Annotated in this window: 22 protein-coding genes (1 of these 22 only partly in view); 14 read left to right on the top strand and 8 right to left on the bottom strand. The window is 64.2% G+C overall.

Features of this window, described 5'->3' with window-relative positions; translation table 11 throughout:
* Nucleotides 1-2 precede the first annotated feature (2 nt).
* Nucleotides 3-572 (bottom strand): DNA-3-methyladenine glycosylase I, encoded by a 570-nt coding sequence (locus ACH13J_RS02325; RefSeq protein ID WP_397541695.1) that lies wholly within the window; start codon nucleotides 570-572, stop codon nucleotides 3-5.
* A gap of 112 nt (nucleotides 573-684) precedes the next feature.
* Between ACH13J_RS02325 and ACH13J_RS02320 the strand changes: the two genes are divergently transcribed.
* From ACH13J_RS02320 to phbB, 3 genes are all read left to right on the top strand, one after another.
* The gene (locus tag ACH13J_RS02320) at nucleotides 685-1,524 is read left to right on the top strand and encodes an EAL domain-containing protein (RefSeq protein WP_397541694.1); all 840 of its coding nucleotides are present in this window, start codon (nucleotides 685-687) and stop codon (nucleotides 1,522-1,524) included.
* A 129-nt stretch (nucleotides 1,525-1,653) separates the two neighbouring features.
* Nucleotides 1,654-2,829 (top strand): acetyl-CoA C-acyltransferase, encoded by a 1,176-nt coding sequence (locus ACH13J_RS02315; RefSeq protein ID WP_397541693.1) that lies wholly within the window; start codon nucleotides 1,654-1,656, stop codon nucleotides 2,827-2,829.
* Nucleotides 2,830-2,999: 170 nt separating this feature from the next.
* Complete coding sequence (phbB, locus tag ACH13J_RS02310) at nucleotides 3,000-3,722, top strand: acetoacetyl-CoA reductase (protein WP_397541692.1); 723 nt, start codon at nucleotides 3,000-3,002, stop codon at nucleotides 3,720-3,722.
* A gap of 213 nt (nucleotides 3,723-3,935) precedes the next feature.
* Here phbB and ACH13J_RS02305 read toward each other — a convergent pair whose 3' ends face one another.
* From ACH13J_RS02305 to ACH13J_RS02295, 3 genes are all read right to left on the bottom strand, one after another.
* Entirely contained in the window at nucleotides 3,936-4,106 is a 171-nt protein-coding gene (locus ACH13J_RS02305; RefSeq protein ID WP_397541691.1) for a YdcH family protein, read from the bottom strand.
* A gap of 122 nt (nucleotides 4,107-4,228) precedes the next feature.
* Entirely contained in the window at nucleotides 4,229-5,002 is a 774-nt protein-coding gene (locus ACH13J_RS02300) for a methyltransferase (protein ID WP_397541690.1), read from the bottom strand.
* A complete protein-coding gene (locus ACH13J_RS02295) occupies nucleotides 4,989-5,210 on the bottom strand; it encodes a putative signal transducing protein (protein WP_397541689.1) in 222 nt (73 codons plus the stop codon). Before ACH13J_RS02295 ends, ACH13J_RS02300 begins: the two co-directional genes overlap by 14 nt.
* Before the next feature lie 55 nt (nucleotides 5,211-5,265).
* On the opposite strand from ACH13J_RS02295, the gene ACH13J_RS02290 reads away from it, so the two are divergent.
* The gene (locus ACH13J_RS02290) at nucleotides 5,266-6,267 is read left to right on the top strand and encodes a polyprenyl synthetase family protein (RefSeq protein ID WP_397541688.1); all 1,002 of its coding nucleotides are present in this window, start codon (nucleotides 5,266-5,268) and stop codon (nucleotides 6,265-6,267) included.
* Here the strand turns inward: ACH13J_RS02290 and ACH13J_RS02285 are convergent.
* The 3 genes from ACH13J_RS02285 to ACH13J_RS02275 form a co-directional block, all read right to left on the bottom strand.
* A complete protein-coding gene (locus ACH13J_RS02285) occupies nucleotides 6,260-7,117 on the bottom strand; it encodes a 4-(cytidine 5'-diphospho)-2-C-methyl-D-erythritol kinase (protein ID WP_397541687.1) in 858 nt (285 codons plus the stop codon). The two genes, ACH13J_RS02290 and ACH13J_RS02285, sit on opposite strands and share 8 nt — an antisense overlap.
* A complete protein-coding gene (locus ACH13J_RS02280; RefSeq protein WP_397541686.1) occupies nucleotides 7,104-8,819 on the bottom strand; it encodes a tetratricopeptide repeat protein in 1,716 nt (571 codons plus the stop codon). Before ACH13J_RS02280 ends, ACH13J_RS02285 begins: the two co-directional genes overlap by 14 nt.
* Before the next feature lie 105 nt (nucleotides 8,820-8,924).
* Nucleotides 8,925-10,571, bottom strand: coding sequence for an electron transfer flavoprotein-ubiquinone oxidoreductase (locus ACH13J_RS02275; protein ID WP_397541685.1), 1,647 nt, complete (start codon nucleotides 10,569-10,571; stop codon nucleotides 8,925-8,927).
* Nucleotides 10,572-10,851: 280 nt separating this feature from the next.
* On the opposite strand from ACH13J_RS02275, the gene greA reads away from it, so the two are divergent.
* The 7 genes from greA (at nucleotide 10,852) to ACH13J_RS02240 (ending at nucleotide 14,951) form a co-directional block, all read left to right on the top strand.
* Nucleotides 10,852-11,322 carry a transcription elongation factor GreA gene (gene greA, locus ACH13J_RS02270; protein ID WP_397541684.1) on the top strand — a complete coding sequence of 157 codons (471 nt, stop codon included), beginning with the start codon at nucleotides 10,852-10,854 and terminating at the stop codon, nucleotides 11,320-11,322.
* 17 nt (nucleotides 11,323-11,339) lie between these two features.
* The gene (locus ACH13J_RS02265) at nucleotides 11,340-12,356 is read left to right on the top strand and encodes a hypothetical protein (protein WP_397541683.1); all 1,017 of its coding nucleotides are present in this window, start codon (nucleotides 11,340-11,342) and stop codon (nucleotides 12,354-12,356) included.
* An 87-nt stretch (nucleotides 12,357-12,443) separates the two neighbouring features.
* A complete protein-coding gene (locus ACH13J_RS02260) occupies nucleotides 12,444-12,899 on the top strand; it encodes a universal stress protein (RefSeq protein WP_397541682.1) in 456 nt (151 codons plus the stop codon).
* Between the two features lie 55 nt (nucleotides 12,900-12,954).
* Nucleotides 12,955-13,299 carry a DUF2794 domain-containing protein gene (locus tag ACH13J_RS02255; protein WP_397541681.1) on the top strand — a complete coding sequence of 115 codons (345 nt, stop codon included), beginning with the start codon at nucleotides 12,955-12,957 and terminating at the stop codon, nucleotides 13,297-13,299.
* A 99-nt stretch (nucleotides 13,300-13,398) separates the two neighbouring features.
* Nucleotides 13,399-13,962, top strand: a complete 564-nt coding sequence (locus tag ACH13J_RS02250) for a NifU N-terminal domain-containing protein (RefSeq protein ID WP_397541680.1) — start codon at nucleotides 13,399-13,401, stop codon at nucleotides 13,960-13,962.
* Nucleotides 13,952-14,548, top strand: coding sequence for a tRNA (adenosine(37)-N6)-threonylcarbamoyltransferase complex dimerization subunit type 1 TsaB (gene tsaB, locus ACH13J_RS02245; protein ID WP_397541679.1), 597 nt, complete (start codon nucleotides 13,952-13,954; stop codon nucleotides 14,546-14,548). The genes ACH13J_RS02250 and tsaB overlap by 11 nt, the downstream gene beginning before the upstream one ends.
* Nucleotides 14,538-14,951 (top strand): GNAT family N-acetyltransferase, encoded by a 414-nt coding sequence (locus ACH13J_RS02240; RefSeq protein WP_397541678.1) that lies wholly within the window; start codon nucleotides 14,538-14,540, stop codon nucleotides 14,949-14,951. Before tsaB ends, ACH13J_RS02240 begins: the two co-directional genes overlap by 11 nt.
* A 66-nt stretch (nucleotides 14,952-15,017) precedes the next feature.
* Here ACH13J_RS02240 and ACH13J_RS02235 read toward each other — a convergent pair whose 3' ends face one another.
* The gene (locus tag ACH13J_RS02235) at nucleotides 15,018-15,509 is read right to left on the bottom strand and encodes a fasciclin domain-containing protein (protein ID WP_397541677.1); all 492 of its coding nucleotides are present in this window, start codon (nucleotides 15,507-15,509) and stop codon (nucleotides 15,018-15,020) included.
* Between the two features lie 322 nt (nucleotides 15,510-15,831).
* Between ACH13J_RS02235 and ACH13J_RS02230 the strand changes: the two genes are divergently transcribed.
* The 3 genes from ACH13J_RS02230 to ACH13J_RS02220 form a co-directional block, all read left to right on the top strand.
* Nucleotides 15,832-17,313, top strand: a complete 1,482-nt coding sequence (locus tag ACH13J_RS02230) for a glutamate synthase-related protein (RefSeq protein WP_397541776.1) — start codon at nucleotides 15,832-15,834, stop codon at nucleotides 17,311-17,313.
* A 75-nt stretch (nucleotides 17,314-17,388) separates the two neighbouring features.
* Nucleotides 17,389-18,291 carry a protein-methionine-sulfoxide reductase catalytic subunit MsrP gene (msrP, locus tag ACH13J_RS02225; RefSeq protein ID WP_397541676.1) on the top strand — a complete coding sequence of 301 codons (903 nt, stop codon included), beginning with the start codon at nucleotides 17,389-17,391 and terminating at the stop codon, nucleotides 18,289-18,291.
* A protein-coding gene (locus tag ACH13J_RS02220; RefSeq protein WP_397541675.1) for a GDCCVxC domain-containing (seleno)protein crosses the window boundary here: on the top strand, nucleotides 18,291-18,490 show its 5' portion. It continues 28 nt past the right edge of the window; the window shows 200 of its 228 coding nt (coding positions 1-200); the start codon lies at nucleotides 18,291-18,293; the stop codon falls past the right edge of the window. The genes msrP and ACH13J_RS02220 overlap by 1 nt, the downstream gene beginning before the upstream one ends.

Raw genomic sequence — 18,490 nt, 5'->3', positions numbered from 1 at the left:
TCTTAGCCCAGACGGCGGACGGCCTCGTGGCAAGGGCAGGTGACAAGGTGGTCGTTGACCATCCCCACGGCCTGCATGAAGGCATAGACGATTGTCGGGCCGCAGAATTTGAAGCCTCTTTTCTTCAAATCCTTTGAAATTGTGCGGGAAATTTCCGTCTCCGTGGGCACCTCTGCCAGGTTCTTCCAGCGGTTCTGGATCGGTCGGCCGCCGACATACCCCCACAGGTACCTGTCGAACCCCTGCTCCGCCTCGATCGCCTGCCACGCCCGCGCGTTGCCGATCGTCGCCTCGATCTTGCCGCGATGCCGGATGATGCCGGGATCGGCCATCAGGCGCTCGATTTCGCAGGTGCCCCACGAGGCGATTGCGTCCGGGTCGAACCCTTGGAACGCGGACCGGAAGTTCTCGCGCTTTTTCAGTATGGTAAGCCAGCTCAGCCCGGCCTGGAAGCCATCGAGGACCAGCTTTTCCCACAGCGCGCGGCTGTCATGTTCCGGCACGCCCCATTCCGTGTCATGATAGGCCTGATAAATCGGATCGGTCCCGACCCAGCCGCATCTTTCGCCCATCCGTCCCCCGGGGTTCGCAGCGCCGCGCAAGGTTTTCGTCGAATTTTATCCTTAAACCTTCATTAGCGGCTTCGCCCCAGCCTGTGAACCGGTCTGGACATGGAGAATGCAGATGGGGCGCGACCTCAGGAAATGGGCCGATGTGCCGCCGGGGCATGACAGCCCGCTGAATTTCGCCGTCCATCAGCGCGACAAGGCGGCGCTGCAGATGGTGGACGAGGCCGTGCGCCAGCACCGGGTGCTGCTCGCCTATCAGGCGGTCGTGCCAGCCGGAAACCCGGGGCGCCCCGCCTTTTACGAGGGGCTGGTCAGGGTGATGGACGACACGCGGCGCGTGATCCCGGCACGGGATTTCATCCACCAGATCGAAGCCACCGAGACCGGACGGATGATCGATTGCATAGCGCTTCAACAAGGGCTGAAAGCGATGCGCGACTATCCCGATCTGCGGCTTGCCCTGAACATGTCGGCCCGCTCGATCGGATATTCCAAATGGAACCGCATACTGCACCGCGGCCTGCAGCAGGACCCCACGTTGGCCGAACGGCTGATTCTCGAGATAACGGAGGGCTCGGCGATACTGGTGCCCGAACTCGTGACCGACTTCATGGGGGCGCTCCAGAAACAGGGGATCAGCTTCGCCCTCGATGATTTCGGATCCGGCTACACCTCGTTCCGGTACCTCAAGCAGTTCTATTTCGATATCCTCAAGATCGACGGGCAGTTCATCCGCGGGGTGGCCCGCGATCCCGACAACCAGGTTCTGACGAACGCGATGATCTCCATCGCCGAGCAGTTCGACATGGTCTGCGTGGCCGAGAATGTCGAAACGGCCGAGGACGCCCGTTTTCTTCAGCAGGTCGGCGTGGATTGCCTCCAGGGGTATTTCTTCGGAGCGCCGACCGTTTACCCGCCATGGGACGCCGATGCGTGCAGCCGTGCAAGTGCCTGAACGACACGCCGACCGTTGCCGCAGCGCGGCAACTGCGGTAAGACGGCGGCAACGGCGGGGGAACCTGGGGCCCGCATCTGGTGTGACAACCGGGCGCTCCTCGGCCATGGTAACCTGGTGGAGGAACAAATGACCAATGTTGTAATCGCATCCGCAGCGCGGACGCCCGTAGGCGCGTTCAACGGCGCGTTCGCCAATACGCCGGCCCACGACCTCGGCAAGACTGTGCTTGAGGCAGTGGTCGAGCGGGCGGGAATCGACAAGGCGGAAGTGTCCGAAACGATCCTGGGACAGGTGCTGACGGCGGCGCAGGGCCAGAACCCGGCGCGTCAGGCGCACGTGAACGCCGGCCTCCCGATCGAGAGCGCCGCCTGGGGCATCAATCAGGTGTGCGGCTCGGGGCTGCGCGCGGTCGCGCTCGGGGCCCAGCACATCCAGCTTGGCGATGCGGAGATCGTGGCGGCCGGCGGGCAGGAAAACATGTCCCTCGCGCCGCACGCCGCGCATTTGCGCGCGGGCCACAAGATGGGCGACATGAAGTACATCGACACGATGATCCGTGACGGTCTTTGGGATGCCTTCAACGGCTACCACATGGGTCAGACTGCGGAAAACGTCGCGCAGAAGTGGCAGATCAGCCGCGATCAGCAGGACGAGTTCGCCGTGGCCAGCCAGAACAAGGCCGAGGCCGCGCAGAAGGCCGGAAAGTTCGACGACGAGGTGGTGCCGTTCACCGTCAAGACGCGCAAGGGGGATATCGTTGTCGACAAGGACGAATACATTCGCCACGGCGCCACCATAGAGGGCATGCAGAAACTGCGTCCGGCCTTTACCCAGGATGGCTCTGTGACCGCGGCGAACGCGTCGGGAATCAATGACGGGGCGGCCGGCGTGCTGTTGATGAGCGCGGACGAAGCCGAGAAGCGGGGGATCGAGCCCATGGCGCGGATCGCCTCTTATGCCACGGCCGGGCTGGACCCGTCGATCATGGGCGTCGGGCCGATCAACGCCAGCCGCAAGGCGCTTCAAAAGGCAGGCTGGAGCGTCGAGGATCTCGACCTCGTCGAGGCGAACGAAGCGTTCGCCGCGCAGGCCTGCGCGGTGAACAAGGACATGGGCTGGAACCCCGATATCGTGAACGTCAACGGGGGCGCCATCGCCATCGGCCATCCGATCGGGGCCTCCGGCGCACGGGTGCTCAATACCCTTTTGTTCGAGATGAAGCGGCGCGGCGCCAAGAAGGGGCTCGCCACGCTTTGCATCGGGGGCGGCATGGGCGTGGCCATGTGCGTCGAGCGCGGCTGACCGCGCCACGGATGGAAAGGGCGCCGGCCGGCGCCCTTTTTCTTTGCCCGTATTCCACGGTCTCAGAAACCCCTTGTGCCCGGACGAAAGGTTTGGGCAAGAATATTGCGCGCGCCGCGCCAAATATATAACAGAGTTATCAGCTAATTCGATCAAACTGGAGGAAGATCATGGCACGAACAGCACTTGTCACCGGCGGCACACGCGGCATTGGTGAAGCGATTTCCAAGGCGCTGAAAGCCGAAGGTTACAACGTTGCCGCAACCTATGCCGGAAACGACGAGAAAGCCGCGAAATTCACCGAGGAAACCGGTATCAAGACCTACAAGTGGAACGTTGGCGATTACGACGAGTCCAAGGCAGGTATCGAGCGGGTCGAGGAAGAGCTCGGGCCGATCGACGTGGTCGTTGCCAATGCGGGCATCACGCGCGATGCGCCATTCCACAAGATGACGCCCGACCAGTGGAACGAAGTGATCGAAACCAACCTGACCGGTGTTTTCAACACCATTCACCCGGTCTGGCCGGGCATGCGCGAACGGGGGTTCGGACGGGTCATCGTGATCTCGTCGATCAATGGACAAAAGGGGCAGTTCGCTCAGGTGAACTATGCCGCAACCAAGGCGGGCGATCTCGGCATCATCAAGAGCCTCGCGCAGGAAGGTGCATCGAAGGGAATCACCGCGAACGCGGTTTGCCCGGGTTACATCGCCACCGAAATGGTGATGGCCGTGCCCGAAAAGGTGCGCGAGGCAATCATCAGCATGATCCCGGCGGGCCGTCTGGGGGAACCAGAGGAAATCGCCCGCTGCGTGACCTTCCTCGCCTCGGATGATTCCCAATTTATAAATGGCTCGACGATCTCGGCCAATGGCGGTCAATTCTTCGTTTGATCACGGGCACGGCCCGGGAGCGCGCCTGCAACGGCGCGTTCCCGCTACGCCGCCGCGACAATCGACGCCCGGCTACATCCTTTCGGCGGTGCCACGCCATTTCCCGGTCGCGGCAAGGGCATGACGCCCCGTCTCTTGGCGGGGCCAGTCGCAAGGGCGCCCTGGCCCCCTCTCATCGGGCTGCCCTGTGCCGGGTCAGCCCGTCAAAGGCATTCAGCCATTGACCGACAGCCGCTCGATCTCTTCCTTGATGCGCAGTTTCTGCTTTTTGAGGTCAGCAATCTCGAAATCCGAGGCGCCAGGTGAGCGCTGTGCCTCCTCAACTCGATCAGAGAGGGTCTGATGTTTCTTTTTCAGTTCCTCGAGATGCGCGCTCAAGCTCATGGGCCGTCTCCTCTCTATCGCTGTTTGCTCAATCCCACCTATGAAGTGCACCACAGTTTTACAATTCTGTCACGCCGCGAACGCGGCATGCGCGGAATAATGCATTTAAAATTCATCACCTCTCAGCCGGGAAACGGCAGGGCACCACCGTGACGCAGGATGCAAGCCGTTGACGGCGTGTAGGATTCCCGGTCGCCATCATGCGCCTGGCCCGCGTGGAGTATCCAGCCGGGATGCAGGCGAAAGGCGGCGCGCCCCCCCTTGCGTGCGCGCAGGATCACCATGCGCGCCGCGCGGCCCGCCCTGGGAATCAACGGCAGCACTTCAAGGCTGCCGAGATGCAGGTTCGCCGCCGACAAGAGCTCCGGCAGTCGTTCAGAGCGCTGGATCATCGTGACAAAGCCGCCCGGGCGGCAGCGCCGCGCCGCTTGCTCAACCCACAGCGAGAGCGGCGTCGCCTCTCCCATGGCGGTCTCGCGGCCTGGGTCGGCGGCACGGCTGCCCGCGTTGCGGTCGAAGTAGGGCGGGTTCGCGATGACATGGTCGAACCGACGCGCGCGCAGCGATGCGGGCATTTGCGCGAGGTCACCGGTCACCACCTCAAGCGCGATTTCGTTCTCGGCCGCGTTTCGCCGCGCGAGGTCAGCATAGATCGGTTGGAGTTCCAGCCCAGTGAGCGACACGCCGGCGACCCGGCACCCAAGGCACAGCGCCGCCACCCCGACCCCGCATCCCAGCTCCAGCACCGTCTGGCCGGGTTTCGCCGGCACGCCTGCCGCCAGCAATACCGGGTCCATCCCCGCGCGGTACCCCCGTTCGGGTTGAAGGATCTGCAAGCGCCCGCCGAGAAACGCGTTCCGCGTCAGGCCCGTACCTTGCGCATCACGAGGAGTCATACACCTCGATCCCGTTGTCGGTCAGCGTTCTCACCGCCCTGTCGTAGTCATGGTCGGCCACCATGATACGGCGCGGCAGAATGCCGATGGAGCCTTCGAGGACGCTCATATTTACGTCCATTTCAAAGCAGTCTATACCCTCGCCCTGAAGCAGCGCCTTGGCAAAGGCGATCGAGGCCGGGTCGTTGGTGCGCATCAGCTGTTTCATGGTCTAGACTTGGATGACGGGGCGCGATTTGTCGAGGCCGCCCGTTGGGGGTGTGATGGGATTGGATCAGGCAGCGACCAAGCCGCACGAGGAACTCGCCCGGATACTGTCCGGGCGGATGGAGGCGGTCAACGCTCTGATCCGCGATCGCATGGCATCGCGCCACGCGCCCCGCATTCCCGAGGTCACAGCGCATCTGGTCGAGGCGGGCGGCAAGCGCGTTCGCCCGATGCTCACGCTCGCGACGGCGGAACTTTGCGGGTACGATGGCGGCTATGACGTGCATCTCGCGGCGACGGTCGAATTCATCCACACCGCCACGCTGCTGCATGATGACGTGGTCGATGAAAGCCGGCAGCGGCGCGGGCGGCCCACCGCGAACCTGCTGTGGGACAACAAGTCCAGCGTTCTGGTTGGCGATTACCTGTTCGCCCGGGCCTTCCAGCTCATGGTCGAGACGGGGTCGCTGCGCGTGCTGGACATCCTTTCGAACGCCGCGGCGACCATCGCCGAGGGAGAGGTGCTGCAACTCAGCGCCGCCCGGGACCTGCGCACGGATGAAAGTGTCTATCTGCAGGTCGTTCGTGGAAAGACGGCGGCGCTTTTTTCCGCGGCGACGGAGGTGGGCGGCGTTCTGGCCGGTGTGGACGAAGCGCGGGTTCAGGCCCTGCACGATTACGGCGATGCGCTTGGAATAGCCTTCCAGATCGCGGATGATCTGCTGGATTACCAGGGCGCGGCCGAGGCGACCGGAAAGAATACCGGGGACGATTTCCGAGAGCGCAAGCTGACCCTGCCGGTCATCAAGGCCGTGGCGGATGCCGACGTGGACGAACGCGCATTCTGGGTGCGCACCATCGAAAAGGGCGACCAGCGCGAGGGTGACCTGGAGCGGGCGCTGGAACTTCTGGACCGGCACGATGCCCTCAAGCGCACGCGCGAGGACGCGATCGCGTGGAGTGCGCGGGCGAAAGACGCCATGGCCACATTGCCCGAGCACGACCTGCGGCGGGTCCTGATCGAGCTGGCCGATTACGTCGTCGCCCGGCTCAACTGAGCTTGGCCCCGAAACGCGCGGGCGGATTAAGCAGCGTGCTCTTCACCCACCAGCCGGGGAATCCCTCGCTCAGGCGTCCCGCCGCGGCGCCCGCGGTCTCGGCGTCCTTGTAGAGACCAAAGCAGGTACCACCCGATCCGGACATCCGTGCCAGCAGGCAGCCCGGCGTCTTTTCCAGTGTCTCGAAAACCTGCCGGATCACGGGTTCGGCGGCAATGGCCGCCTCTTGCAGGTCGTTGCGCATGGCGCGAAGCCATTCAACCAGTTCCGATGAATCCGCGAACGGGGGAATCTTGTCGGGCATCGGGCGGTTGGTCTTGTGTTCCAGCCGCTTGAACACCTCCGCCGTCATGACCGGCAGTTTCGGGTTGACCAGAACCGCGTTAAGCGACGGCAGGCCCGGCAGCGGCGTTACCTTGTCCCCGATACCGGTCACGCGGGCCGCCTCGGATTGCAGGCAGAGCGGCACGTCGGCCCCCAACTCGATCCCGTCTCCGGGGGCCGGCTTGCCCGAATAGCCGGAAAGAACGCGCAACGTTGCCGCCGCGTCGCCCGATCCGCCGCCGAGACCGGCGGCCACCGGCAGATGTTTTTCCAACCGGATATCGGCCCTGATCCGCATCATCCGGGCGGCGCGCAGGACGAGATTCGTGTCATCCTGCGGCACACCTTCGGCCATCGGGCCATCGATGCTGAGCTTGTAGCTGCCGGGCAGGGATATGGTCATGCGGTCGCCGATATCGGCAAAGACCGCGAGCGAATCGATGGTGTGATAGCCGTCGTCCCGCTGGCCGGTGACATGCAGCGTCAGGTTCACCTTGGCGGGAACGAAAGCCTCAATCACCGTCATCGACAACCTCCAGCGGCGGTGCGCCTTCCTCCTTGAGAACCTCGTTCAACCCGACCTCCAGCTTGCGGCGAATGCGATCGGGATCGATATCGGGCGAGGGATTGTCCTTGTCCACGAAGGACAGGGCGCGTTTCCACTGGAATTCCGCCTCGTTGCGCCGCCCGACGGCCCACAACACGTCGCCCAGGTGATCGTTCACGACCGGGTCCACCGGCAGCAGTTCCGTTGCGCGCTCCATGTGCTCGACGGCCTCTTCGTAGCGGCCAAGGCGGTAGAGCGCCCAACCGAGGCTATCGACGATATAGCCGCTGTCAGGCCGGGCGGCGACGGCGCGCTCGATCATGTCGAGCGCCTCGTCCAGCTTGGTCTGTTTCTCGACGAGCGAATAGCCAAGATAGTTCAGGACTTGTGGCTGGTCGGGATTGAGTTCCAGCGCCCTGCGGAAGTCTGCCTCGGCCTGCTCCCAGTCGCCGATCCGCTCGTGGCTTATGCCTCGCGCGTAGTGGACGAACCACTGGTCGCTTTCACGCTCGGCATAAAGGTCTAGCGCCTTGTCATAGGCTGCCGCCGCATCCTCGAAGCGTTCGAGCTGGCGGTAGAGGTCGCCTGCCGACACGTGGATGATCGGCAGGTCGGGATGCGTGCGCGCGAGCTGATCCAGAACCTCTATCGCCGCGTCGGTCTTGTCCGCGCGGCGCAGCGCCTCGGCCCGGCCGAGCTCTGCCGTGGTGTGACTGGGATGCCCGCGCGGGACGGTCTTGTAGGCGGCGATCGCAAGCTCATAACGATCCATCGATTCCAGAAGTTCGGCCGACATCATCGCGGCATCGACATGATTCCGTCCCACGTATTCGGCCAGGCGCGAATACAGCAGCGTGTAGTCGGTGCTGGTGTCGGACATGAGAGCCCGGCCGAGGGAGTAGAACACTTCGGCCACGCCGTCCGCAGCCCCCGAGACGAGGCTGAAGGGCAGCCGCTCTCCGGCCTCCAGCCGGGCACGCAGCTGCTCGGTCTCGGGGTCGAGGTCGGCGCCGAAGGCATCATCGATCAGCGCGACGGCCTCTTCGTTGCGCTCCAGCTGACTGAGGATTTCCGCCCACGCGATCGTGCCGCGCCGCGTGCGCTGCATGGGGCCGTCGGACTTGCCGGCAAAGATCTCCTCGGCGGCTTCGAAATCGCCGACAGAGGCAAGGGCGAGTGCCTTGTGATAGATCGCGAAGCCGCGCAAGCCGCGCTCCGCGGCGACGTCGTCGAACGCCTTGAGCGCCGCGCTCATGTCCCCCTTGCCGAGATGGACCCAGGCCGAGATCAGCCCGTCGGCGAGCGAGCCTATCCCGCGACCCGCCTCGAACCGTTCAAGAACGGCGTCGTAGGCCCCGCGTTTCGCCTCTTCGGCGGTCAGGGTCATGAACGCGATCTGGCTTTTCAACCCGTCGCTTTCGATTTTCCGTGCGATCGGGATCGCCTTGTCTATACGGCCGAGCGATACATGCGCGACCACCGCGCTTTCCAGGATCGCGGGATTCGACGGATCCTCGGCCAACGCTTGCGTGAAGTAGCTGGCCGCCGCTTCGTAATTCTTGTCCATGCTCGCTTGGCGCGCAGCAAGGTAGGCGCCGACGGCTTCATCCGCCGCGACGGGCGCCGAAACCCCCTGCAGCAGGCCGGCAAGAACGAGAACGGTAAGGGAATTGCGTGACACGGGTTGCCTTTCGTTGCTGCGCCCCGCGCAAGGTAGACCGGCCTTGCCGTCAAGGCAATCCGGGGCGGTCGCGCAACCGCCCCGGCGCCCCTTGTCCCGCGTGGTTCACATGTTCGGGTAGTTCGGGCCGTCGCCGCCCTGCGGCGTGACCCAGTTGATGTTCTGGCTGGGGTCCTTGATGTCGCAGGTCTTGCAGTGGACGCAGTTCTGGAAATTGATGACGAATTCCGGCCCGTTGTCCTTGTCCACCACCTCGTACACGCCGGCGGGGCAGTATCTTTGCGCCGGTTCCGCGTATTTCGGCAGGTTCACCCCGATGGGCACGCTTTCGTCCTTGAGCGTCAGGTGGCAGGGCTGGTTTTCCTCGTGGTTGGTCATCGAGTAGCTGACATTGGTCAGCCGGTCGAAACTGATCCTGCCGTCGGGTTTGGGGTATTCGATCGGCGTGTGCTTGTCTGCCGGTTCCGTCGCCGCGGCGTCCGACTTGCCGTGTCCCAGCGTCCCGAAGAGCGAAAAGCCCATCGTATTCGTCCACATGTCGAGCCCGCCAAGGGTCAGCGATGGCATGAGCCCCCATTTCGACCACATCGGCTTGACGTTGCGCACCTTGTAAAGGTCGCGTCCGATCGCGCCCTCGCGCACCTCGGCCTCGTACTCCGACAGCTCGTCGCTCGCCCGGCCGGCCTCGATCGCGGCATGGGCGGCCTCGGCGGCGGCTTTGCCCGAGAGCATGGCGTTGTGGTTGCCCTTGATGCGGGGCACGTTGACCATCCCCACCGAGCAGCCAAGAAGCGCCACGCCCGGCGCCACCATCTTGGGCATCGACTGGTAGCCGCCCTCGGAGATGGCACGCGCGCCGTAGGCAACGCGCTTGCCGCCGTCCAGCAGCTCCTTGACCATGGGGTGATGCTTGAATCGCTGGAATTCCATGTATGGATAGAGGTGGGGGTTGCGATAGTTCAGGTGCACCACGAAGCCCACATAGACCTGGTTGTTTTCCAGGTGGTAGATGAACGAGCCCCCGCCGGCGGTCTTGCCCAGTGGCCAGCCCATCGTGTGCGTGACAGAGCCTTCGCGGTGTTTATCGGGATCGATTTCCCAGATCTCCTTCATCCCGAGGCCGTATTTCTGGGGTTCCTTGCCCGCGTCGAGGGAGAATTTGGATATCACTTCCTTGGACAGGCTGCCGCGCACCCCCTCGCCGAGGAAGACGTATTTCCCGTGAAGCTCCATGCCCGGCTCGTAGGACGGGCCCGGCGTGCCATCGGGGTTGCGGCCGAATTCCCCGGCGACCACGCCCTTGACCTCTCCGTTCTCGCCATAGACCACCTCCGAACAGGCCATGCCGGGAAAGACCTCCACGCCCAGCTCCTCCGCCTGCTCGGCCATCCAGCGGCAGACATTGCCCATCGAGACGATGTAGTTGCCGTGGTTGTTCATCAGCGGGGGCATCGGCCAGTTGGGCACCCGCAGCTTGCCGCCCTCGCCCAGCATGTAGAAATTGTCGTCACGGACCGGCGTGTTGAGCGGTGCGCCCTTTTCCTTCCAGTCGGGGATGAGCGCGTCCAGCCCGCACGGATCCAGAACAGCCCCTGACAGGATGTGCGCACCGACCTCGCTGCCCTTTTCCAGCACGACCACCTCCCGGCTCGGGTCGAGCTGTTTCAGGCGGATCGCGGCAGACAGGCCGGCAGGCCCGGCCCCCACGATCACGACGTCATATTCCATGGCTTCGCGTTCTATCTCGGACATGCCCTGTTCCCTTTGCAACGGCGCGGTGGCGGCCGTTGTAACGGCCGCAGAACTGCATTCCGACCGTGGTTATCGCGCGGGTAACTGCCCCGTCAATTGGAACGCGACGAGATATCCGCCCAAAAGCGGCAAGACGCCGCGATTCAGGTCGCGATGTGTTCTGCTTTCCGCATCGCCTATTGCAAACGCCGCGGGCATCGGGGCAATCTGGCCGGACGTCAGACTGAACAGAAGGCCGGGGCCGTCATCTGCGGCCCCGCTATCATGAAAGGGCATCCGGATGGAAAAGATCCCGATGACACGCAAGGGATACGCCAATGTCGAGGCGGAGCTGAAGCAGCTCAAGTCGGAAGAGCGCCCTGCGATCATCAAGGCGATTTCCGAAGCGCGCGAACATGGCGACCTGTCGGAGAACGCGGAATATCATTCGGCCAAGGAAAAGCAGTCCTTCATCGAGGGACGCATCAAGGAGCTGGAAGGCGTGATCAGCCTGGCGGAAGTGATCGATCCGGCCAAGCTTTCGGGGCCGATCAAGTTCGGCGCGACCGTGACCCTCGTCGACGAGGACACGGACGAGGAGAAGACGTGGCAGATCGTCGGCGAATACGAGGCCGACATCGACAAGGGGCTTCTGAACATCAAGTCGCCGATCGCGAAGGCGCTCATCGGCAAGGAAGAGGGTGACAGCGTCGAGGTGCGCACGCCCGGTGGCGAGAAATCCTACGAAGTGCTAAAGATCGCCTACGTCTAGCGTAGCGGGTCCGGGACATGGCTGATCGTCAGGACACTCCGCCCACGCCCTTGGGCATCTACGACAAGTCGAAGGGTGAACGGGTCACCTCCATCGAGATCGTGGCACTCGTCCTGGCGCTTCTGTGGCTGACGGTCTCGGGGGCTGTGTTCCTGACACTGGAGCCATCCGAAATCGCCGGTGACGGCGGTCCGTTATGGTTCATCATCGTGATGCTGGCCGTTTTCCTGCCCGTGGGGATGATCTGGGTCGCGGCCATCGCCGCGCGCGCATCGCGCGTGATGCGCGAAGAGAGCCAGCGCCTGCAGGTGGCGATAGACGCGATTCGCAATGCCTACGTGACCCAGAACCAGAACCGAAACGCCGCCAGCGAGCCGTCCGTGACCCGCAAGCTGGACGAGATTGCAGCCGCACAGCGCAAGACCGAGACGGCGCTGGCCACCTTTTACTCCACGCGCAGCGCCCCGGCGCCGGCCCCCGCGCCGAAACCGGCCGAGCCACCGGCCGAGGGCGGCGATCAGGTGGCGCTGCCGCTCGGGACGCCGGCAGAGGAGATGGCGCCGCCGCTTGAGAACGCCGATTTCATCCGCGCGTTGAATTTCCCCGAGACGGCGGAGGACAAGGACGGCTTCGCGGCCCTGCGCCGCGCGCTCAAGGACCGGCCGACAGCGCAGCTGATACAGGCGTCGCAGGACGTGCTGACCCTCATGTCGCATGACGGCATCTACATGGACGACCTGCGCCCCGACCTTGCCCGGCCGGAGATCTGGCGCCGCTTTGCCGAGGGCGAGCGGGGGCGGGCCGTCGCGATGCTGGGCGGGATACGGGACCGCTCGACGCTGGCGCTGACGGCATCGCGGATGAAGAACGATCCGATCTTCCGCGACGCGGCGCACCATTTCCTGCGGCTGTTTGACCGAATGATCTCGGACTTCGCCCACAATGCCAGCGACGCTGACCTGACCGAACTTTCGAACACCCGCACCTCTCGCGCGTTCATGATACTGGGGCGGGTGACGGGCACCTTCGACTGACGCCGGCGTTCCGACCGGCGCCAACCACGCATTGCCAGCCTGCCATGTTCGGGGCATGATGCCGGACGGCGAGGCGAGGAGAGAGCCATGCGCAAGTTTCTGGTGGTGCTCGACGACAGCAAGGAGTGCCTGAACGCCATGCGGTTCGCCGCCATGCGCGCCGCGCACACCAATGCGGGGGTCGAGGTGCTGGCCGTGATCCCGCCCGAGGAATTCAATCACTGGATCGGGGTGGGCGACATCATGCGCGAGGAGGCGCGCGAGCGCATCCATGCCCACTTCGAGGTGTTCGCCAAGTGGATGCGCGACAAGCAGGGGGTGGACCCCGAGTTGGTGATACGCGAGGGCGAACCGGTCAACGAGATCATGGCACAGGTGCAGGATGATCCCGAAATCGGGGTTCTCGTGCTTGGCGCGGGCACCGACAAGAAGGGGCCGGGGCCGCTCGTGACGCAGCTCTCCAAGAACTCGGGGACGCTGACCATTCCCGTCACCATCGTTCCGGGCAATCTTTCCAAGGAGCGGCTGGAGGAGATCACGTGAGCGCGTCTTGCGCATTTTCCTTGATTTTTGGCCCACTTGGGTCAAAGTTGAGCCCATGAATTTTCAGCCGCCCAACCCGGACCCGTCGCAGCAAGGCGCGCCGCAGGTGGTGTTCCACAGAACCGAGCTCAACGTCATCCTGTCTCTTTACGGCCGCATGGTCGCGGCCGGGGAATGGCGCGACTACGGAATATCGCACCTGCGGGACGTGGCGGTTTTCTCGGTTTTCCGGCGCACTGCGGAAAGCCCGCTCTACCGGATAGAAAAACGCCCCAGGCTGCGTTCCCGGCAGGGGCAGTATGCGGTTATCGGCATGGACGGGCGCGTTCTGAAGCGGGGGGGCGACCTTCGGACAGTGCTACGGGTGCTTGAACGAAAGCTCATACGCGCGGTCGACTAGGTTCCGCACGGAGATGGCGCCAATCTTGGAATCGTTCCAAACCTTGACAGGGGCGGAGGCGGCGCGCATATCCCGAATGACCCACGAAAGGCGTATTCCATGTTCATCCAGACAGAATCCACACCCAACCCTGCGACTCTGAAATTCCTGCCCGGCCAGACGGTGCTGGAGGCCGGAACAGCCGATTTCCCGTCGGCCGAGGTGGCGGGAAAGTCGCCCCTTGCCGAGCGGCTCTTCGGGATCGGGGGCGTGACGGGCGTTTTCTTTGGCAATGATTTCGTGACCGTCACGAAAGACGAGGAAACCGAGTGGGATCACGTCAAACCCGCGATCCTCGGCGCGATCATGGAGCATTTCCAGTCCGGCCAGCCTGTGATGCTCGGCGAGGCGGAGGCGATCTCGGGCCATGCCGAGCATGACGGCGAGGATGGCGAGATCGTCGGCCAGATCAAGGAGCTGCTGGACACGCGCGTGCGGCCGGCCGTGGCGCAGGACGGTGGCGATATCACTTTTCACGGGTTCGAGCGCGGTGTCGTCTACCTTCACATGCAGGGCGCCTGCGCGGGCTGCCCGTCCTCGACCATCACCCTGAAGATGGGCATCGAGAACCTGCTGCGGCACTACATCCCGGAAGTGACCGAGGTGCGGCCCGTTGGGATCTGACGGCCCCGTTCTCGGGTTCGACACGTCGGCCGCGCATTGCGCGGCCGCCTTGCTTTCGGATGGCCAGATTCTGGCAGCCCGATCCGAAGAAATGCGCCGCGGGCAGGCCGAACGCCTGATACCCCTGCTGGAGGAAGTTCTTGCCGAGGGCGGCGCCGGATGGCGTGATCTCCGGCGGATCGGCGTTGGTGTGGGCCCCGGCAATTTCACCGGGATCCGCATCGCTGTATCGGCGGCACGGGGTCTTGCGCTCGCCCTTGGTGTGCCGGGGGTGGGCGTTTCCACCTTTGCGGCGACAAGCCACGGACGCGCGGACCCCCACCTGCCGGTCGTGCCGGGGCCGCGAGGCCAGCTCTACGTCTGCGCAGCGGACGCGGAGCCGAGCCTGATGTCCGAAGACCGGGCGCGGTCACTTGGTCTCGTGCTGGCCTTTCCGCCCCCTCCGCGCGAGATCGCGATCAGGATAGCGCGGCATGCCTCGGATGGGGAGGCTGGCACGGATGCACCGGCGCCCGTCTACGTCCGCGCCGCGGATGCCGCGCCGCCACGCGAAGCGCCGCCGGTGATTCTCGAAGATGACAACTGAGGAAATGGCGGATCTGCACGCCCGCGCCTTCGCCGGCTTGGGGCGGGGCTGGACGGCTGGCGAATTCCGCACGTTTCTCGACAACCCGTTGGTGATTGCCGTCACCAAGCCGCAGGGCATCGCCCTTGCGCGGGTCGTGGCGGAAGAAGCGGAGCTGCTGACCATTGCATGCGATCCGCTGCACCGCCGGCGGGGCATCGGGGCGGCCATGTTGCGCGAAGTCGAGGGGAAAGCACGCGCACGCGGCGCCACGCGCATGTTCCTGGAGGTGGCACAAACCAATGGCGCGGCGCGCTGCCTGTACGCCCGGGTAGGCTACGGCGAAACTGCATTCCGCGCCGGCTATTACGCGCTGCCCGGTGGCGGGTACGTGGACGCGGTGATCATGGAAAAACCGCTTTGATATCCGTTCCGGAAAATCACGGGGCGACCTGGGGCCGCCCCGTGCCAGGGGTATTCAGGCCCCGTCTTACATGTCAGGCATGATCACGCCGTCGATGACGTGGATCACGCCGTTCGAGGCCTCGATATCGGCCTGGACCACGTTGGCGCCGTCAACGCTCACGCCGCCCTCGGTCATGATGGTCACCTCGCCGCCCTGAACGGTTTCTGCCATCATGTTGTTGGACAGATCGGATGACATCACCTTGCCCGGCACCACGTGGTAGGTGAGGATCGCGGTCAGCTTGTCCTTGTTCTCGGGCATCAGCAGGCTTTCCAGCGTGCCATCGGGAAGCTCGGCAAAAGCCTCGTCGGTCGGGGCAAAGACGGTGAACGGCCCGTCGCCCTTGAGCGTGTCCACCAGGTCGGCCGCCTTCACCGCGGCAACCAGCGTGTCGAAGTTGTCGGCGTTGATCGCGGTATCGACAATGTCCATCGAGTGGTCATCCGCCAGCGCGGGGCCGGTGGCAGCTGTCAGGATCGTCGCGGCCGTCATTGCCAGGTATGTTCTGCGAAGCATCGTGATTTCCTCCTTTGCAAGCATCACGGTCGTGAATGCTGGATGCGCATTCACCGTCCATTACGCGAGGTTGCGACAACCGGTTCACCGGGGAAAACCGCCGATGCCGCTGGACATCGAGGGATCGGCGCCTAAGCTGCGCCGTTCCGCATTTTCAATTCAACATGTCGTTATCCCGTGTCAGCCCGTCGTGATCGGGCGCCGTCCTGGCGAGCGGTTGCTTTTCGAAGGGCGGGCGCCGAGAGTGTCGGCGGGTGCCCGTCACCCCGCAGGACCATCTGAGAGAAAGGGGACGACGTTGGATCTGGACTTTGTGTTCGCGATGCAGGCGCTGGCCCTGCTTGCCGTCATCTTTATCGCCGTCGTGGGGCTGTTGGCGTTGGCAGGTATCGTTCTGTTCGTGATGGATCGCACGCAGACTGGGGACGCGATCCGGCGGAACTACCCGGTCATCGGGCGATTCCGGCACATCTTTTCCCAGCTCGGGGAGTTTTTCCGCCAGTATTTTTTCGCGATGGATCGCGAGGAGCTGCCGTTCAACCGTGCACAGCGTGAATGGGTCGGCCGCGCATCCCGGGGCGAGGGGAACACGGTGGCCTTCGGATCGACCCGCAACGTCAGCGTGCCGGGCACGCCCATCTTCGCGAACGATGCCTTCCCCCCGCTGGACGACATGTATGCCAAGACGGACCCGCTGACGATCGGTCCCAAGGCGCGGCACCCTTTTGCCGCGCCGTCGCTGTTCAACATTTCGGGCATGAGCTATGGTGCCATTTCAAAGCCGGCCGTTCAGGCGCTGAGCCGGGGCGCCGGGCAGGCGGGGATCTGGATGAACACCGGCGAAGGCGGGCTGAGCCCCTATCACCTGGAGGGCGGCTGCGATCTCGTGTTCCAGATCGGCACGGCAAAATACGGCGTGCGCCATGATGACGGGCGCATGAGCGACGCGAGGCTGCGCGAAATCGCCGGGCATGACGCGGTGCGGATGTTCGAGCTCAAGCTCAGCCAAGGCGCCAAGCCCGGCAAGGGCGGTATCCTGCCCGCGGCCAAGATCACGCCCGAAATCGCGCGGATCCGCGGTGTGCCCGTCGGTCAGGACAGCATTTCGCCGAACCGCCACCGCGAGGCAGCGACCTTTCAGGAGTTGCTCGGCCTGATCGGCCATATCCGGGAGGTGACGGGCAAACCCACCGGCCTCAAGACGGCGGTCGGCTCGGAGGAGGGAATGGAAGCGCTGTTCGAGGCAATCGTCGAGCAGGGCGCCGACCATGCGCCCGACTTCATCACCATCGACGGGGGCGAGGGTGGCACGGGTGCGGCGCCGATGCCGTTGATCGACCTTGTCGGCATGCCCATGCGAGAGGCGCTGCCGCGGGTGGTCGATATCCGCGATCGGCACGGGCTGAAGGAGCGGATCCGGATCATTGCCAGCGGCAAGCTCATCAATCCGGGCGACGTGGCCTGGGCAATCTGCGCGGGTGCGGATTTCGTCACGTCCGCGCGGGGATTCATGTTCAGTCTCGGCTGCATCCAGGCACTGAAGTGCAATCGCAATACCTGCCCCACCGGGGTCACCACCCACGACCCGCGGTTCCAGAAGGGGCTCGTGGTGGAGGACAAATGCGTGAAGGTGGCGCGTTATGCGCGGTCCATCACGCGCGAGGTCGAAACCATCGCCCATTCCGTCGGCGTGTCAGAGCCGCGGCAGATGCGGCGCAGGCACGTGCGCATCGTCCAGTCCGACGGAAGCTCGGTACCGTTCAACCAACTGCTGCCCAGTTACAGGCCTCCCACGTCATCGTGAGCGAGAGTGTTTTTGCCCGGGCCCCCGCGCGCGATATGTAAAGCCGCGTGCTGAACCCGAACCGGAGACCCCGTCATGGCCAATCGCTGGAAGAACGAGCTGGGTGAGAACGACGTCACGCCGGAACATCTCTATTTCAGCCGCCGCCAGGCGATAGGGGCGGCGGCCGCCGGCTTGGCACTGGCCGGCACGGGACAGGCGGCGCGGGCATCGGGGCTGGAGCCCAACGACTGGGAAGACATCACCAGCTACAACAATTATTACGAGTTCGGCACGGGCAAGTCCGATCCGGCGAGGTATGCGCACAGCCTGACGACCGAGCCTTGGTCCGTCACGATAGACGGCATGGTGGACCGGCCCGGCGCCTACGCCTTCGAGGACATCCTGAAAGACATGGTAATCGAAGAGCGGATATACCGGTTTCGCTGCGTCGAGGCGTGGTCGATGGTCGTGCCGTGGAACGGGTTCGAGCTTGCCGACCTTCTGAGCCGCGCCGGCGTGCAGTCGCAAGCCAGGTACGTGGCGTTCGAAACCGTTCTGCGGCCCGACGAGATGCCGGGCGTGAACAGACCCGTCATCGATTGGCCGTATGTCGAGGGGTTGAGGCTGGACGAGGCCATGCATCCCCTTACCCTCATCGCCACGGGTATCTATGGCCGGGACATCCCCAACCAGAATGGTGCTCCGCTGCGGCTGGTGGTGCCGTGGAAGTACGGGTTCAAATCCATCAAGTCGATCGTGCGTATCACGCTCACGGACAGGCAGCCGCCCACGGCGTGGAACAAGGCGAACCCGCGCGAATACGGATTCTACAGCAACGTGAACCCGAACGTGGATCACCCCCGCTGGAGCCAGGCCTTTGAAAAGCGGATCGGGCAGGGGCTGTTTGCCAGCAAGACGCCTACGCTGATGTTCAACGGCTACGAGAAAGAGGTTGCCGGGCTTTATGCCGGCATGGATCTCGAAAAGTATTTCTGATGGCCATTGAGCGCCGCGCCACGATCACCTGCCCGCGCTGCGGCCACGAAGCCGAAGAATCCATGCCCGAGAACGCGTGCCAGTTCTTCTATACCTGTCGCGGATGCGGGGGCATCCTGCGCCCGGCCACCGGGGATTGTTGCGTGTTCTGTTCCCATGCCAACGTGCCTTGCCCCCCGGTTCAGGTCGCGGGGACATG

The sequence above is a fragment of the Roseovarius salis genome, from assembly GCF_044472985.1.
GTDB lineage: Bacteria > Pseudomonadota > Alphaproteobacteria > Rhodobacterales > Rhodobacteraceae > Roseovarius > Roseovarius salis.
Note: the sequence above shows the minus strand (reverse complement) of the source record. Positions and strands in the feature narration are given on the sequence as shown.

What these genes read in the sequence shown, in the direction of transcription:
- ACH13J_RS02325 (WP_397541695.1), bottom strand. Translation starts at nt 572, where the DNA reads ATGGGCGAAAGATGCGGCTGGGTCGGGACCGATCCGATTTATCAGGCC.
- ACH13J_RS02320 (WP_397541694.1), top strand. Translation starts at nt 685, where the DNA reads ATGGGGCGCGACCTCAGGAAATGGGCCGATGTGCCGCCGGGGCATGAC.
- ACH13J_RS02315 (WP_397541693.1), top strand. Translation starts at nt 1,654, where the DNA reads ATGACCAATGTTGTAATCGCATCCGCAGCGCGGACGCCCGTAGGCGCG.
- phbB (WP_397541692.1), top strand. Translation starts at nt 3,000, where the DNA reads ATGGCACGAACAGCACTTGTCACCGGCGGCACACGCGGCATTGGTGAA.
- ACH13J_RS02305 (WP_397541691.1), bottom strand. Translation starts at nt 4,106, where the DNA reads ATGAGCTTGAGCGCGCATCTCGAGGAACTGAAAAAGAAACATCAGACC.
- ACH13J_RS02300 (WP_397541690.1), bottom strand. Translation starts at nt 5,002, where the DNA reads ATGACTCCTCGTGATGCGCAAGGTACGGGCCTGACGCGGAACGCGTTT.
- ACH13J_RS02295 (WP_397541689.1), bottom strand. Translation starts at nt 5,210, where the DNA reads ATGAAACAGCTGATGCGCACCAACGACCCGGCCTCGATCGCCTTTGCC.
- ACH13J_RS02290 (WP_397541688.1), top strand. Translation starts at nt 5,266, where the DNA reads ATGGGATTGGATCAGGCAGCGACCAAGCCGCACGAGGAACTCGCCCGG.
- ACH13J_RS02285 (WP_397541687.1), bottom strand. Translation starts at nt 7,117, where the DNA reads ATGACGGTGATTGAGGCTTTCGTTCCCGCCAAGGTGAACCTGACGCTG.
- ACH13J_RS02275 (WP_397541685.1), bottom strand. Translation starts at nt 10,571, where the DNA reads ATGTCCGAGATAGAACGCGAAGCCATGGAATATGACGTCGTGATCGTG.
- greA (WP_397541684.1), top strand. Translation starts at nt 10,852, where the DNA reads ATGGAAAAGATCCCGATGACACGCAAGGGATACGCCAATGTCGAGGCG.
- ACH13J_RS02265 (WP_397541683.1), top strand. Translation starts at nt 11,340, where the DNA reads ATGGCTGATCGTCAGGACACTCCGCCCACGCCCTTGGGCATCTACGAC.
- ACH13J_RS02260 (WP_397541682.1), top strand. Translation starts at nt 12,444, where the DNA reads ATGCGCAAGTTTCTGGTGGTGCTCGACGACAGCAAGGAGTGCCTGAAC.
- ACH13J_RS02255 (WP_397541681.1), top strand. Translation starts at nt 12,955, where the DNA reads ATGAATTTTCAGCCGCCCAACCCGGACCCGTCGCAGCAAGGCGCGCCG.
- ACH13J_RS02250 (WP_397541680.1), top strand. Translation starts at nt 13,399, where the DNA reads ATGTTCATCCAGACAGAATCCACACCCAACCCTGCGACTCTGAAATTC.
- ACH13J_RS02240 (WP_397541678.1), top strand. Translation starts at nt 14,538, where the DNA reads ATGACAACTGAGGAAATGGCGGATCTGCACGCCCGCGCCTTCGCCGGC.
- ACH13J_RS02235 (WP_397541677.1), bottom strand. Translation starts at nt 15,509, where the DNA reads ATGCTTCGCAGAACATACCTGGCAATGACGGCCGCGACGATCCTGACA.
- ACH13J_RS02230 (WP_397541776.1), top strand. Translation starts at nt 15,832, where the DNA reads ATGCAGGCGCTGGCCCTGCTTGCCGTCATCTTTATCGCCGTCGTGGGG.
- msrP (WP_397541676.1), top strand. Translation starts at nt 17,389, where the DNA reads ATGGCCAATCGCTGGAAGAACGAGCTGGGTGAGAACGACGTCACGCCG.